The sequence below is a fragment of the Ulvibacter sp. 2210JD10-4 genome, assembly GCF_058148525.1.
Genome location: NZ_JBYVJZ010000003.1, coordinates 418,958 through 433,899, shown reverse-complemented (window position 1 = coordinate 433,899; position 14,942 = coordinate 418,958). Strand labels below are relative to the sequence as shown.

The 14,942-nt window shown below is 37.2% G+C and carries 17 protein-coding genes; 14 read left to right on the top strand and 3 right to left on the bottom strand.

The features are described 5' to 3' along the window. Positions 1-44: 44 nt before the first annotated feature. Positions 45-1,022 carry a pyruvate dehydrogenase complex E1 component subunit beta gene (locus ACY2RT_RS09965; protein ID WP_490155762.1) on the bottom strand — a complete coding sequence of 326 codons (978 nt, stop codon included), beginning with the start codon at positions 1,020-1,022 and terminating at the stop codon, positions 45-47. Between the two features lie 184 nt (positions 1,023-1,206). Here ACY2RT_RS09965 and ACY2RT_RS09960 point away from each other — a divergent pair, with 184 nt between their 5' ends. From ACY2RT_RS09960 to ACY2RT_RS09915, 10 genes are all read left to right on the top strand, one after another. After that, entirely contained in the window at positions 1,207-1,947 is a 741-nt protein-coding gene (locus ACY2RT_RS09960; RefSeq protein WP_490155761.1) for an electron transfer flavoprotein subunit beta/FixA family protein, read from the top strand. A gap of 17 nt (positions 1,948-1,964) precedes the next feature. Further along, the gene (locus ACY2RT_RS09955) at positions 1,965-2,933 is read left to right on the top strand and encodes an electron transfer flavoprotein subunit alpha/FixB family protein (RefSeq protein WP_490155760.1); all 969 of its coding nucleotides are present in this window, start codon (positions 1,965-1,967) and stop codon (positions 2,931-2,933) included. Between the two features lie 82 nt (positions 2,934-3,015). Continuing rightward, entirely contained in the window at positions 3,016-3,648 is a 633-nt protein-coding gene (locus ACY2RT_RS09950) for a bifunctional nuclease family protein (RefSeq protein WP_490155759.1), read from the top strand. Between the two features lie 3 nt (positions 3,649-3,651). Beyond that, positions 3,652-5,409, top strand: a complete 1,758-nt coding sequence (locus ACY2RT_RS09945) for a nucleoside transporter C-terminal domain-containing protein (protein WP_490155758.1) — start codon at positions 3,652-3,654, stop codon at positions 5,407-5,409. A gap of 84 nt (positions 5,410-5,493) precedes the next feature. Continuing rightward, the gene (locus ACY2RT_RS09940; protein ID WP_490155757.1) at positions 5,494-6,318 is read left to right on the top strand and encodes a thymidylate synthase; all 825 of its coding nucleotides are present in this window, start codon (positions 5,494-5,496) and stop codon (positions 6,316-6,318) included. A 16-nt stretch (positions 6,319-6,334) separates the two neighbouring features. Next, positions 6,335-6,769, top strand: a complete 435-nt coding sequence (locus ACY2RT_RS09935) for an energy transducer TonB (protein ID WP_490155756.1) — start codon at positions 6,335-6,337, stop codon at positions 6,767-6,769. A gap of 2 nt (positions 6,770-6,771) precedes the next feature. Then, on the top strand, positions 6,772-7,263 hold the full coding sequence (locus ACY2RT_RS09930; RefSeq protein WP_490155755.1) for an energy transducer TonB: 492 nt from the start codon (positions 6,772-6,774) through the stop codon (positions 7,261-7,263). An 86-nt stretch (positions 7,264-7,349) separates the two neighbouring features. Continuing rightward, positions 7,350-8,513, top strand: coding sequence for an ergothioneine biosynthesis protein EgtB (gene egtB / locus ACY2RT_RS09925; RefSeq protein WP_490155754.1), 1,164 nt, complete (start codon positions 7,350-7,352; stop codon positions 8,511-8,513). Positions 8,514-8,529: 16 nt separating this feature from the next. Then, positions 8,530-9,504: an L-histidine N(alpha)-methyltransferase gene (locus ACY2RT_RS09920; RefSeq protein WP_490155753.1), complete on the top strand. Its 975-nt coding sequence runs from the start codon at positions 8,530-8,532 to the stop codon at positions 9,502-9,504. Then, positions 9,501-9,782, top strand: a complete 282-nt coding sequence (locus tag ACY2RT_RS09915; RefSeq protein ID WP_490155752.1) for a DUF427 domain-containing protein — start codon at positions 9,501-9,503, stop codon at positions 9,780-9,782. The genes ACY2RT_RS09920 and ACY2RT_RS09915 overlap by 4 nt, the downstream gene beginning before the upstream one ends. Before the next feature lies 1 nt (position 9,783). On the opposite strand, the gene ACY2RT_RS09910 is transcribed toward ACY2RT_RS09915, so the two are convergent. Next, positions 9,784-10,857, bottom strand: a complete 1,074-nt coding sequence (locus ACY2RT_RS09910) for an aminotransferase class V-fold PLP-dependent enzyme (RefSeq protein ID WP_490155751.1) — start codon at positions 10,855-10,857, stop codon at positions 9,784-9,786. Between the two features lie 61 nt (positions 10,858-10,918). Between ACY2RT_RS09910 and ACY2RT_RS09905 the strand changes: the two genes are divergently transcribed. Genes ACY2RT_RS09905 through fabD form a run of 4 tightly spaced genes read left to right on the top strand, consistent with a single transcriptional unit; the run spans position 10,919 to position 13,609 of the window. Next, a complete protein-coding gene (locus ACY2RT_RS09905) occupies positions 10,919-11,341 on the top strand; it encodes a 2TM domain-containing protein (RefSeq protein WP_490155750.1) in 423 nt (140 codons plus the stop codon). Then, positions 11,338-11,820, top strand: coding sequence for a dihydrofolate reductase (locus ACY2RT_RS09900; RefSeq protein ID WP_490155749.1), 483 nt, complete (start codon positions 11,338-11,340; stop codon positions 11,818-11,820). Before ACY2RT_RS09905 ends, ACY2RT_RS09900 begins: the two co-directional genes overlap by 4 nt. A gap of 25 nt (positions 11,821-11,845) precedes the next feature. Then, positions 11,846-12,691, top strand: a complete 846-nt coding sequence (locus tag ACY2RT_RS09895; protein ID WP_490155748.1) for a fructosamine kinase family protein — start codon at positions 11,846-11,848, stop codon at positions 12,689-12,691. A 36-nt stretch (positions 12,692-12,727) separates the two neighbouring features. Next, entirely contained in the window at positions 12,728-13,609 is an 882-nt protein-coding gene (fabD, locus tag ACY2RT_RS09890; RefSeq protein WP_490155747.1) for an ACP S-malonyltransferase, read from the top strand. Positions 13,610-13,662: 53 nt separating this feature from the next. On the opposite strand, the gene ACY2RT_RS09885 is transcribed toward fabD, so the two are convergent. Beyond that, entirely contained in the window at positions 13,663-14,940 is a 1,278-nt protein-coding gene (locus tag ACY2RT_RS09885; protein WP_490155746.1) for a metal-dependent hydrolase family protein, read from the bottom strand. Positions 14,941-14,942 lie beyond the last annotated feature (2 nt).

Below are 14,942 nucleotides of genomic sequence, written 5' to 3'. Positions count from 1 at the left end.
ATAGATTGGGAACGTTTTTTTATTGAAAAAAGTACATCCTAAACTTACTTATACATTACTTTTTTAACCGCTTTTATAACATCATTGCTATTAGGCAGCCATTCTTCTAAAAGCACAGGAGAATACGGAGCCGGAGTATCGGCAGTATTTATTTTTACAATAGGAGCATCTAAATAATCAAATGCCTGGCTCTGCACCTGGTATGTAATTTCGGTTGCAATATTGCCAAAAGGCCACGCTTCTTCAAGAATGACCAACCGATTTGTTTTTTTTACCGATTCCAAAATAGTAGCATGGTCCATTGGACGCACAGTACGCAAGTCGATCACTTCGCACTCAATACCCTCTTCAGCAAGAGCATCGGCAGCTTTATAGGCCTCTTTTATTATTTTTCCGAAAGAAACAATTGTCACGTCTTTTCCTTTTCTTTTTATTTCAGCTACACCTAAAGGAATTAAATATTCTCCTTCAGGCACATCTCCTTTATCACCATACATCTGTTCACTTTCCATAAAGATCACCGGATCATCATCCCGAATTGCACTCTTCAACAAACCCTTTGCATCTGCCGGATTACTGGGAACTACTACTTTAAGTCCCGGACAGTTGGCATACCAACTTTCAAAAGCCTGGGAATGCGTTGCTGCTAATTGCCCGGCCGAAGCTGTAGGACCACGAAACACAATTGGAATATTGATCTGCCCACCTGACATTTGGCGCATTTTTGCAGCGTTATTGATAATTTGATCAATTCCAACCAAAGAGAAGTTGAAGGTCATAAATTCAATAATGGGACGGTTTCCGTTCATTGCACTACCTACGCCAATTCCTGCAAAACCAAGCTCAGATATAGGCGTATCGATCACACGTTTGGCACCAAACTCATCCAACATTCCTTTACTGGCCTTATAGGCACCATTGTATTCGGCGACTTCTTCACCCATTAAGTAAATACTTTCATCGCGACGCATTTCTTCACTCATCGCCTCGCAAACAGCTTCTCTAAATTGTAAGGTTTTCATAAAAATCGATTCTTTTCTATTCCTGAGAATTTTTCAGGAAAAACAAAAATACTATTATTTATATGTGAAGGTATATTTTTTCTGAAGTTTTAATTGAAATTTGTTATGCATGCATAGTATAATTCATAAAATATATATGTATCTTCGTAGCCCATAAATTCACAATTATTACAAGACAATTTTTATGAAAATATTAGTGTGTATTAGTCACGTACCGGATACAACTTCCAAAATCAATTTTACAGACGGAGATACAAAATTTGACACCAATGGGGTGCAATTTGTGATCAACCCTAATGATGAATTTGGACTTACCCGTGCTATGTGGTTTAAAGAAAAACAGGGTGCTGCCGTACATGTGGTAAATGTTGGCCGACCAGAAACCGAACCCACTTTACGTAAAGCATTAGCTATAGGTGCAGATGAAGCTATTAGAGTTAATGCAACCCCTACCGATGGGTATTTCGTAGCAAAACAATTAGCAAATGTTGTTAAAGAAGGTGGTTACGACCTCGTAATTGCAGGTCGCGAATCTATCGATTACAATGGGGGAATGGTTCCCGGAATGCTTGCCAAAATGACCGGAGCCAATTTTGTAAATACGTGTATTAGCCTCGAAGTAGAAGGAAGCAATGCGACGGCAATTCGTGAAATTGATGGTGGTAAAGAAACATTAAGTACCAATTTACCTTTAGTAATAGGTGGTCAAAAAGGACTGGTACAGGAAAGTGACCTTCGTATTCCAAACATGCGTGGTATTATGCAGGCGCGCTCCAAACCCCTCCATGTAAAAGAGCCTGTAGATGCTAATACTAAAACACAGTCTGCATCTTTCGAAAAACCTGCCCCAAAAGGAGCAGTAAAGTTGGTAGATAATGTGGACGATCTAATCAATTTATTACATAACGAAGCCAAGGTTATTTAAAAGAAAAATTAAAAAATATGTCAATTTTAGTATATACAGAATCCGAAGACGGAAAATTTAAAAAAATTGCTTTTGAAGCGGTCTCCTATGCAAAAGCAATTGCAGATATGATGGGAACATCTGTTATTGCTGTCACAATAAATGGTGGCAATGTTTCAGAGCTGGGAAATTACGGTGCAACTAAAGTTTTGGAAGTTTCCAACGAGAAGTTAGCTCAATTTAATGCCGAAGCTTATGCCGACGTAGTAGCACAGGCTGCCAAAAATGAAGATGCGGCTGTAGTAGTTCTTACATCAAGTGCCAACAGTAAATTTATGGCTCCTTTAGTAGCTGTAAATCTGGAGGCAGGTTATGTTCCTAATGTAACCGAACTACCGGTAAGCACTGCTCCGTTTAAAGTAAAACATACAGTATTTACCAATAAGGCCTTTTCAACTACCGAAATCAATACCAATGTGAAAGTTGTTGGGCTGGCAAAAAATGCATTTGGATTAGAAGAAAATAATACAACTGCTACCTCTGAAAGTTTTGCTCCACAACTAAGCGATGGAGATTTTTCAATTGAAGTTGTTTCCGTAGATAAGGCAGCCGATAAAGTAACTATTGCCGATGCAGAGATCGTAGTATCCGGAGGTCGTGGATTAAAAGGCCCTGAAAATTGGGGAATGATCGAAACTTTAGCTGAAACATTAGGTGCTGCTACAGCTTGTTCAAAACCTGTAAGTGATATGGGGTGGAGGCCTCATAGCGAACACGTGGGGCAAACCGGGAAGCCGGTGGCCTCGAACCTGTATATTGCCATAGGTATAAGCGGAGCGATCCAACATCTGGCCGGTATTAACTCATCAAAAGTAAAAGTGGTCATTAATAACGATCCTGAAGCTCCTTTTTTCAAAGCAGCAGATTACGGTATTGTAGGTGATGCTTTTGAAGTAGTACCGCAACTCAACGAAAAATTAAAAGAGTTTAAAGTGCAAAACGCATAATTTTTATTACTTTGTGCCTTAGAAAAAGGGCTGTTTGGGGAAGGAAACATCCTTGTTTAAACAGCTTTTTTTATTCTGAATTATGAGTTTAGTAAGACTTAATATAAAAGGAATATCCTACAGCCAAACCCAAAATGGTGCTTATGCACTTATTTTGAGTGAAGTAGATGGTGACCGAAAACTTCCTATCGTTATTGGTGCTTTTGAAGCACAATCCATTGCCATTGCACTTGAAAAAGAAATAAAACCTCCTCGCCCACTCACACACGATCTTTTTAAAAATTTTTCAGATCGTTTTGATATCGTTGTAAAGCAGGTCATCATACATAAATTGGTAGATGGTGTATTTTACTCCAGTATTATTTGTGAACGTGATAAAATTGAGGAGATCATCGATGCCCGCACCAGTGATGCTATTGCACTGGCCTTAAGGTTTAAAGCACCTATATTTACTTACAAAAACATTCTTGATAAAGCCGGTATTTTCCTAAAAACCACTCCAAAAAAGAAAAAAGAAGAGGTCTCTAAAGAAGAGGAAGCTGTTATAGAAGAGCTTATTTTGGGAGAGGATAAAGAATCTGTTAAAATCACCAGTGAAGATTACACAAAATTTTCATCAAAAGAATTAAATCAAATGCTCGATCAGGCCGTAGCCAATGAAGATTATGAAAAAGCAGCCAGAATTAGAGACGAAATTTCAAAAAGGCAAAAATAGCGTATGCGTAATTTTCTATTCCTGGCAATTGTATTAATAGTTCAAACAGTAACTTTTGGGCAAGATATCCATAAAGACTGGCAATTTTCAACTATAGAAAATGATAGAGGTAAAGCACTTTTTCCCATTAATTCTGAAAAAGATTTCTTTCACTTAAATAACGGCACTTTTAAATATGAGCTTGAGGCCAAAGACAATTTAAAAGCATCGGGAGATTATATCTTTCAAAATAATTTACTGGTACTTTTTTACAATCAACCCAGTGATACCATCCGCCGTTATCGCGTTTCGGAAATCACCGATTCTACTTTGGTTTTTTCAGAAAATAATATACACTATTCTTTTATTGCAGCTAATGAAGTGATTACAACTGTTTCAGAAGAAAAAACAGAAGATTCCACGATCATTCCCTTACAGGGTTTTTCTATGGGTAGCCTATGGAGAGGGCTCTTAGGAATGGTCTCTTTGATCTTTATAGCATTTTTATTTAGTGCCAACAGAAAGGCCATTAATTGGAAAACAGTTGGCATAGGACTGGCAGTTCAATTACTTATTGCCATTGGAGTTTTAAAGGTGCCTTTTATACAAAACATTTTTGAAGCTATTGGTAAAGTGTTTATCAGCATTCTGGATTTCACACGTGCCGGTAGTCAATTCTTATTTGAAGGGCTAGTTGTAGATATGGATACCTTCGGGTTTATATTTGCGTTCCAGGTACTTCCTACCATTATCTTCTTCTCAGCATTGACTTCTGTTTTATTTTATACGGGAATCATACAAAAAGTAGTACAGGCAATGGGATGGTTATTGTCTAAGTTATTAAAGATCTCCGGAGCTGAGAGCCTGAGCGTTGCAGGAAATATATTTTTAGGGCAAACCGAAGCTCCTCTCTTAATTAAGGCATATTTGGAAAAGATGAATAAGTCTGAAATGCTCTTAGTAATGATTGGTGGGATGGCAACGGTTGCCGGAGCTGTATTAGCTGCCTATATTGGATTTTTAGGTGGTGACGACCCTGTTTTACGTTTAAAGTTCGCAAAGCACCTATTGGCTGCTTCAGTAATGGCTGCACCGGGAGCTATTGTTATTTCCAAGATCTTATATCCTCAAACCGAAAAGGTTAATACAGATGTAAAAGTATCTTCAGATAAAATTGGATCTAACTTATTAGATGCTATTGCAAATGGAACAACCGAAGGATTAAAACTTGCCGTAAATGTAGGTGCCATGCTTTTGGTATTTGTAGCGATGATAGCATTGGTTAATGGGGTTTTAGATTTAGTAGCAAGCTTTGATGGATTTACCATAAGCAAATTAAATATTGATTGGCACTTCACCTCACTCAATGAAATTATAGCAAGTCACACTGCTTACGACGGACTCTCATTAGAATTTATTTTAGGGTATATTTTCGCACCTCTTATGTGGCTGATTGGTGTTGCCAGGGATGATATGATGTTAATGGGGCAGCTATTAGGTATAAAACTAGCTGCAAGTGAATTTGTTGGTTATATACAATTGGCCGATCTAAAAGACGTATCTAGTGCTATTCATTTTAAGTATGAAAAATCGATAATAATGGCTACTTATATGTTATGTGGTTTTGCAAATTTTGCATCTATTGGAATACAAATAGGAGGAATAGGCTCTCTGGCTCCCGGACAACGAAAAACCTTATCCAGATTTGGAATGAAAGCCTTGATTGGAGGAACTATTGCTTCTTTAATTTCTGCCACGATTGCGGGTATGATACTTGGTTAATAACTTTTGAAATAATTTACAGACCTCATTCTCTCGGTTTACAGCTTTTTTTTACTTTAGAAACCTAATCTTGAAAAGGAATTCATGCAGCAATATCACAACCTTTTAACTCACGTACTTGAAAATGGAAATGTTAAGCAGGACCGTACCGGCACCGGCACTAAAAGTGTTTTTGGCTACCAGATGCGTTTTGACCTAAGTGAAGGTTTTCCAATGATCACCACAAAAAAATTACACTTAAAATCTATCATTTATGAATTGTTATGGTTTTTAAATGGTGACACTAATGTAAAATACCTTCAGGAAAACGGAGTGCGTATTTGGAACGAATGGGCTGATGAAAATGGTGATTTAGGGCCTGTTTATGGACGCCAGTGGCGCAATTGGAATAACGAAGAAATTGATCAGATCTCAGAGATCATTAAAACTTTAAAGAATAATCCTGATAGCCGCAGAATGTTGGTAAGTGCATGGAACCCAAGTGTATTACCCGATACATCCAAACCTTTTGCAGAAAACGTAGCGAATGGAAAAGTGGCTTTACCGCCCTGCCATGCTTTCTTTCAATTTTACGTTGCAGATGGGAAACTATCTTGTCAACTTTACCAGCGAAGTGCCGATATTTTCTTAGGAGTCCCTTTTAACATTGCGTCTTATGCACTACTCACTTTGATGATAGCTCAGGTCTGTGGTTACCAACCCGGAGATTTTGTACATACTTTTGGAGATGCCCATATCTATAGTAATCATATGGAACAAGTTGAGCTTCAATTATCACGAGAAATTAGACCTTTGCCCAAAATGTTGTTAAATCCAAATGTAAAAGATATATTTGGCTTCAAATTTGATGATTTCACACTAGTCGATTACAATCCGCATCCACACATTAAAGGAGCGGTAGCTGTGTAAAAACAATACCCTACTTATGAAAAAAGCATTTTTAATTTTAAGCATTTTATTTTCTACAACCTTATTCGCTCAAGAAGATTGGGGTGATGTTGAAAAAAATAAACTAACCATGAAAGAGATCGCTCCCATATGGCCGGGATGCGAAAAGGGCAGCATATCTGAAAAGAAAAATTGCTTCTTTAAAAAACTGTCTCAACACGTTGCCAAGAATTTTAAATATCCTCCTGAAGCCTATAAGAAGAATGAACAAGGAAGAGTAATTGTTGACTTTATTGTTAATGAAAAAGGGCTTATTGAAGTGAAGAATGTAACCGGAGGGAGTGCTTCTTTAAGAGCCGAAGCCAAAAGAAATATTCTTGCTATTCCGAAAATGGCAAAACCAGGTATGCTTGGAGGCAAACCGCGAGCTATTAAATATTCTGTTCCGTTTACTTTTAAAACTGGCAAATAGTAATGTTCAAGACAATTTTTATTCTTAGTTTTCTATGCATTTCTTCTATTGTTTTCTCACAAGATGAAGCCACCACTGTAAAAGAAAAGGAAACAGGTGAAGATGTGGGCTTCGCTATTATAGAAAATGTTCCTGTTTATCCCGGATGCAAAGGAAGTAGTAACAAAGAGTTAAAAGACTGTATGTCGCAAAAAATAACAAAGCACGTACAGAAAAAATTTAGAATTTCTATTATTAGAAAACTAGGCTTACCGGAAGGCTTGTCAAAAATTTACGTACAATTTAAGATTGACAAAAAAGGAAAAGTAGTAGATGTACACGCTCGTGCAGATCATCCAAAACTTGAAAAAGAAGCCATTCGTGTTGTTAAGTCCATTCCAAAGATGAAACCGGGAATGCAAAAAGGAAAAGCCGTTGGAGTGTTGTATTCGTTGCCCATTAATTTCAAAATTGAAAATGACACGCCCAAGAGAGGTGGCAAAAAGAAATCATAAGATTTAGCCTTTAACATTCTCTAAACATCTTTATAAAAAACGATTTGTATCTTTAAGGAGTTGGCAAAAAAACCGACTCTTTTTTTATGATCGAAACTCAAGACCTGGTTTCCTTTTTTTTGGAAACCCGTCAGCATACCGAAGACATTTGTAAACCACTGGAAATTGAAGATTATGTTGTACAACCCGTTGTAGATGTTTCTCCTCCAAAATGGCATTTAGGACATACCACATGGTTTTTTGAAGAATTTATTCTGAAATCTCATAAACCTGGTTATAAGCTATTTCATGAAGATTTTGCATTTGTTTTTAATAGCTATTACGAAAATGTTGGTAAACGTGTTGTTCGTAATGACCGTGGAAATCTCTCTCGTCCCGGTGTATCAAAAGTCTATGATTACCGTCATTATGTAACCGATGAACTTAGTGATTTTTTAGCTTCAGAAATCTCTCCAGAAGTGGAAGAATTGCTAATTATTGGGATTCATCATGAAAAACAACATCAGGAATTGTTGATAACAGATATAAAATATATCCTTGGAAACAACCCTTTGCTTCCAAGATACAACGATTCCTTTTCAGAAAACCCTATCCAAAGATCTAATACAGAATGGGTTACCATGCCCGAAGGAATTTACGAGATAGGTCACGATAATCCTGAAGCATTTTGTTTTGATAATGAATTGGGAAACCATAAAGTATATCTCCAAGAGTATCAGATCTCAAACAAACTAATTACTAACGGGGAGTATTTAAACTTTATCAGTGCCGGAGGGTATCAAGATTTTAACCTTTGGCATGCCGAAGGCTGGGATTGGATTCAGCAAAATAAAATTGCCCAGCCAATGTATTGGTATCAAATTGATGAGGAATGGCATCAATATACGTTGCAAGGCCTTAAAAAAATAGATAAGGAAGCTCCTGTTTCTCACATTTCTTATTTTGAAGCATATGCCTTCGCCCAATGGAAAGAATGTCGCCTGCCTACAGAGTTCGAATGGGAAGCAGCCCAAAATAACTTTAATTGGGGCAGTCGTTGGGAATGGACCGAAAGTGCCTACCTCCCCTACCCGGGATATGTCAAGGCTCCGGGAGCTATTGGCGAATACAACGGTAAGTTCATGGTAAACCAAAAAGTACTTCGTGGTGGGTCAATAGCCACACCGGTAAAGCATACACGGCATACGTATCGCAATTTTTTTCAGACAAATTTGCGCTGGCAATTTACCGGATTAAGGTTGGCAAAATAATTACGACTATCAGTTTATGAATTCACAAACCTCAACACTATTGGACAATGCTTTTAAAAAAGATGTTTTTGAAGGCCTAACACAGTACCCCAAATATTTGTATTCCAAATATATTTATGATAAGGCCGGAGATAAGCTATTTCAGGATATTATGGAGTTGCCGGAATATTACCTCACCAATAGCGAATTGGAGATCTTATCATTGTATAAAGATGCAATAGTTGAATTATTTTATAAAAATGAAGAGGGTTTCGATCTTATTGAACTTGGCGCTGGCGATGGAAAGAAAACAAAAGTATTATTAAAACACCTTGTTGAAAAAAAAATAGATTTTGTATACAAACCTATTGATATTAGCCAAAATGCAATCGATAATCTTTCAGAAGCTTTAGAAAAAGAAATTCCCAATGTAACCGTTAGCGGTGAAAAGGGGGAGTATTTTGAAGTTTTGGAGCGCCTTCAATCTTTAAGTTCCCGTAAAAAAATAATTCTGGTTCTGGGGTCTAACATTGGCAACTTATTACACCCACGAGCTATCGAATTTCTTACAAAATTAAAGAATACCATGACGCATGACGATCTTCTTTTTATGGGGTTTGATCAGAAAAAAAATCCACAAACTATTCTTGATGCATATAATGACCCTGCCGGAATAACTGCAGCATTCAACAAGAACCTGTTAGTGCGTATTAATCGTGAACTAGACGCAGATTTTGAAATTAAAAAATTTAAGCATTGGGAATTATATGATCCGGAAACCGGTACTGCAAAAAGTTATTTGATTGCAACCGAAGCAATGAAAGTTACTATTGAAGCACTGGAACTCACCATACATTTTGACCCCTGGGAAACCATCCATACGGAAATCTCTCAAAAATATGATGAAAAAGTGATAAAATGGCTTGCAAAAGAGTCCGGATTAGAAATTGAAACGTCTTTTAAAGATAGTAATGCCTATTATACAGACTATATTTTTAGAAAAAAACTATGAAAGCAATTTGGAACAATAAGGTTATCGCAGAAAGTAATAATACTGTTATAATAGAAAACAATCACTACTTCCCTCCTGAAACCATCCTCAAAGATTTTTTTAAAGAAAGTGTCACACATACACACTGCCCGTGGAAAGGTGAGGCTTCTTACTACTCAATAGAAGTCGATGGAAAGGTCAATACAGATGCTGCATGGTATTATCCAAAGACTTCAAATCTTGCAAAGCCTATCGAAGGTTATATTGCTTTTTGGAAAGGGGTGCAAATAGAAGAATAAGTTATAGAAACGAAATTAGTTTTTGTAAATCTTCTTCGGTATTATAAAAATGAAAACTTACTCTAATTCCTTTGTCTCGCATGGAGCAAATGATATGGTTTTCTTTTAATTTCTGAAATAATTTTGGGTCCCCTTTAATGTTAAAAATAGTAGAGTGTTGGTTTCTGTTTAAAACCATATTTTCCAATAAACCCATTTCGGAAAACTTGTTCCTTGCTTTTTGAGAAATCTCCGAAACTTTTTCTGAAATTACTTCCATTCCAATTTTTTCTAAAGAGTAAAGAGATTGCTCCAAACTTCCGTAGTTAAGAGTATCCTGATGTCCCGGCTCAAAATGTTTCATAAAACCAATGTCATCACGTTTATTATAAACCGCTTCGGCAGAATTAAAGCCAATTGTTGAAGGAAATATTTTATGCTGTGCACTTTCTTTCACCATAAATATTCCATTGCCATAGCCCGCTAATAACCATTTATAGCAACTGGCACCTAAAACATCCAATGGGCTTTCGGAAAAATTAAAATCTTCCGTACCTAAATATTGCGTGCCATCTGCTATTAGCAATAAATTGGGATGATAAGCTTTTAACTGTTTCAGAAAATCAAGATCAATTTTAATCCCGTTTAAATATTGCACCATACTGAACACAAACACGTCAGGTTGATTTTTAGCGACCGCTTCTTCAATATTTGCCTCAAGGTTTTCATCAATTTTGGCATAGCAAACTTCAAAATCACGATCTTCAATCGGCCAGTTTATAGATGGGTAATCCTTTTCCAGCAATAAAACTTTCTGCTTTTTAGGCAAACCTTCTAACAAGGTATTATAACCGAAAGAGAAATTAGGAATCAGCGAAATTTCATTTTCCTGAACTGAAAAAAACCGTCCTACTGTCTTTCGGATACTTTCCAAATGGGTTCTATGCAAATCTCTAAAAACACTACCTCCATTCATTAAATTTATATCATATTGACGCCGCCAATCTATTAAGGGTTTTGACATGAGACCACAAGAAGCAGTATTCAGGTAGGTGTATTGTGATAAAACAGGAAACTCTTTTCTTAAATCTTCCATAAGGGGAGTGCTAAACGATCAAAATTAGGTATTTTTACAAGTGACATAAAAGTAACCAACTATGTTTTCAAAAACTAAAAAAACAGAAAGAATCGACCCCGAGCAACGGGAACAATATGAATATGCGCGAGCTCGAATTAGGCAGAAAAAGGGATTGATGCGGCATTTTATTGTGTTCCTGGTAGGTTCTGTCTTGCTTATTATTATCAACCCCGTTTTAGGTATTGGCAATGACTTTTTTATCAAAAATTGGTTTGTTTGGGCAATTTTAATTTGGGTATTTCTGTTTTTAATTCATGTATTCAATGTATTTATTATGAAAAGGTTTATGGGAAAAGAATGGGAAGATCGACAGCTTGAAAAATTAAAATTGAAACAAGAAAAAAAGATAGACGAACTTCAAAAACAGGTAGATGAAGAAATACAGCCCCAGGAAGTAAAAAAAAACGATCCACACAACCCTTTACCTCCAAAAATAGAATGATTACTATAATAGCTGCAGCCGGTGAAAATAATGAACTCGGCAAAAACAATGACCTGGTTTGGCATTTGCCAAACGATTTTAAACGTTTTAAGCAACTCACCACAGGCCACCATATCATTATGGGACGTAAAACCTTCGAGTCGTTCCCAAAACCACTACCCAACAGGATACATCTTGTCATTACACGTAATACAGACTACCTAAAAGACAGTGCAGTTGTGGTCCACAGTATGGAGGAAGCATTGCAAAAATCCAAAGGAGACACCCAACCTTTCATTATAGGTGGTGGAGAAATCTATAAAATAGGGCTTGAATTTGCTGACAAAATTGAACTTACACGTGTTCACGGAACTTTTGATGCAGACACATACTTTCCTGAAATTCCTTCGGAAAAATGGCAATTGATTACAGAAGTATATCACGAAAAGGACGAACGACACAAGTACGCTTTTACCTACCAAACCTGGTTGAAAAAATAAATTACTATTGAAGAATTCTCCATAGATGAACGCCTTTCTTCAAAAAATCTCTACAACTCACAACCTCAATTTACTTGAGGCAAAACCATTGTCAGGAGGCGATATCAATGAAGTATTTTTATTGAAAAGCGCATCTCAAAATTATGTAGTGAAGGTAAACAACGCAGCCAGATTTCCTGAAATGTTTGAAGTTGAAGCCAAAGGGTTACAACTTTTAAGTTTGACCGACAGCTTTAAAATCCCACAAGTAATTGCATACGAAACTATTGAAAATTCTTCTTATTTACTTCTGGAATACATTTCAACAGGAAGTCCATTACAAAATTTTTGGGATGTATTTGGTGAAAATTTAGCCAAGCTTCACAGAACAACACAGCATACTTTTGGGTTGGATCACAACAATTATATAGGGAGTTTAGTGCAGTATAATGCTCCGGAATTTTCAGCTTCAGAATTTTATATTAATCAACGTTTGAAGCCACAATTTAAACTTGCGCACGATCAAGGTTTTCAATTTTCCGGTTTAGAACCATTTTTTAAAAATATTATGGAGATTATTCCCAACGAAGCCCCTGCCTTTGTTCATGGAGATTTATGGAGTGGAAATTACCTGATTTCAGCAAAAGGCGAACCGGTTCTCATCGATCCGGCAGTTGCATTTGCTCCTCGTGAAATGGATCTGGCTATGATGCAGTTATTTGGAGGGTTTTCCAACGAGGTCTTTTTAGTTTACGCACAGCATTTTCCATTACTACAAGAATGGGAAAAACGAATTCCTTTATGGCAATTGTACTATATTCTGGTACACCTTAATTTATTTGGCAGTAGTTATTTATCGCAAACCAAGTCGATTATCGGGCAATTTTCATAGAATTAGTTTTATTTTTGCACTACTAAATAACAAAACATGAAAGCATATATATTTCCCGGACAGGGTGCTCAATTTACAGGAATGGGATTGGACCTCTTTGAGGCTTCTGCCAAAGCCAAAGACCTTTTTAGTCATGCAAATGAAGTATTAGGTTTCGATATTACTAAAATTATGTTCGAAGGTACTGCCGATGAACTAAAAGAAACCAAAGTGACACAACCGGCCATTTTTTTACATTCTACCATTCTGGCTGAAGTAATGGGTACTTCTTTTCAACCCGATATGGTTGCCGGCCATTCTTTGGGAGAAATTTCAGCTTTAGTGGCTAATAGAACCATTGCTTTTAGTGATGGATTACAGCTTGTATATAAGCGTGCTTTGGCAATGCAAAAAGCATGTGAGCTAACACCCTCAACCATGGCAGCTGTTTTAGGATTGGATGATTCTATTGTAGAAACTATTTGTGAGAATACTCCCGGAATTGTTGTAGCTGCTAACTACAACTGTCCTGGCCAATTGGTAATTAGCGGAGAGATTGAAGCTGTCAACAAAGCATGTGAAGCTTTAAAAGAAGCTGGGGCACGTCGTGCTTTATTATTACCGGTAGGTGGTGCATTCCATAGCCCGTTGATGGAACCTGCACGGGAAGAACTTGCAGCTGCTATTGAGAATACCCAATTTACGGAACCTGCGTGTCCCATCTATCAAAACGTTAGTACTTTTGCAGTAACAGATCCGGGCGAAATTAAAATGAACCTTATCTTTCAATTAACTGCTCCTGTTAAATGGACACAAAGCATCCAAAATATGATAAAGGATGGAGCTACTCATTTTATTGAAGTAGGCCCTGGAAATGTTTTACAGGGGTTAGTGAAAAAAATTGATCGAAGTGCTGAAACTGAGAAAGCTTCTTTTTAAAACAAAACCCGGACAGTTGTCCGGGTTTTTATTTTATATCTAAAAAGTAAAGATCAGGGTTGTTTGTAAATAACCCCCTCTTTCATTACGAATATTACATTTTCCATTGTATGGATGTTTTGCGTAGGATCTTCATTTACAGCTACAATATCTGCCAGAAACCCTGAAGTGAGTTGCCCTAATTCATTTTCCATTTCCAATAATTTTGCATTGGTAATTGTTGCAGATTGAAGCGTTTCCATAGCAGGCATACCGGCTTCTACCATATAACCAAATTCTTTTCCGTTCTCTCCATGAGGAAATACACCTGCATCAGTCCCAAAAGCTATATTAACACCTTCTTTATATGCCATGGCATACATTCCCTGAATTTTAGACCCTATTTCTAAAGCCTTCGGAACAATAATGGCAGGATAAAACCCTTTAACCTTTGCTTTTTCAGCTACGTATTTCCCTGCCGAAATGGTTGGCACCAGATACGTACCATATTCCTTCATCAAGGCAGCTGTTTCCTTATCCATTAAAGAACCGTGTTCAATAGTAGCAACACCAGCTCTTATGGCTCGCTGCATACCTTCAATTCCGTGTGCATGTGCGGCCACTTTCATTCCATAGTCTCTTGCAGCAGCTACTACAGCATTCACTTCTTCTTGAGTAAATTGTGGGTTTTGTCCATTCTTCGCAACACTCAAAACACCTCCGGTTGCAGTTATTTTGATCCAATCGGCACCATTTTTATAACGTTGACGTACGGCTTTGTAAGCATCGTCAGCACTATTCACAACTCCTTCTTTGGGGCCCGGGTCTCCCATCAGGTCTTTTTTCCTTCCGTTAGAAGGATCTGCATGGCCTCCTGTAGTTCCTAAAGCTTTTTCTGCAGTAAAAATTCGCGGACCCGGTACTTTGCCCTTAGCAATAGCATTTCTAAGTGCTACATTTACACCACTACCTCCCATATCCCGAACCGTAGTAAAACCGGCCATAAGTGTCCGTTTGGCTATACTGGCAGCATTGTAAGCCACATCTGCATCGTTTAAAGTAAACCTTTCTAAATAGCGATTAGGATTGGTTTCTCCTTCTATATGTACGTGCATGTCTATTAAACCAGGAAGAACTGTTTTAGTTCTTAAATCGATAACCTTATCATTTTCTTTAGGTGAAGAAAAGCCATCTTCAATCCGAAGGATCTTTTTTCCGGAAACAACGATTGTTTTGTTCGTAAGTACTTTCCCGTTTTTAGTATCGATAATTTTTCCGCATTGTAATAAGGTTTCCTGTGCTTTGGCTCCAAAACAAATAAACAACAACGCAATAATGAGTGATTTTTTCATAA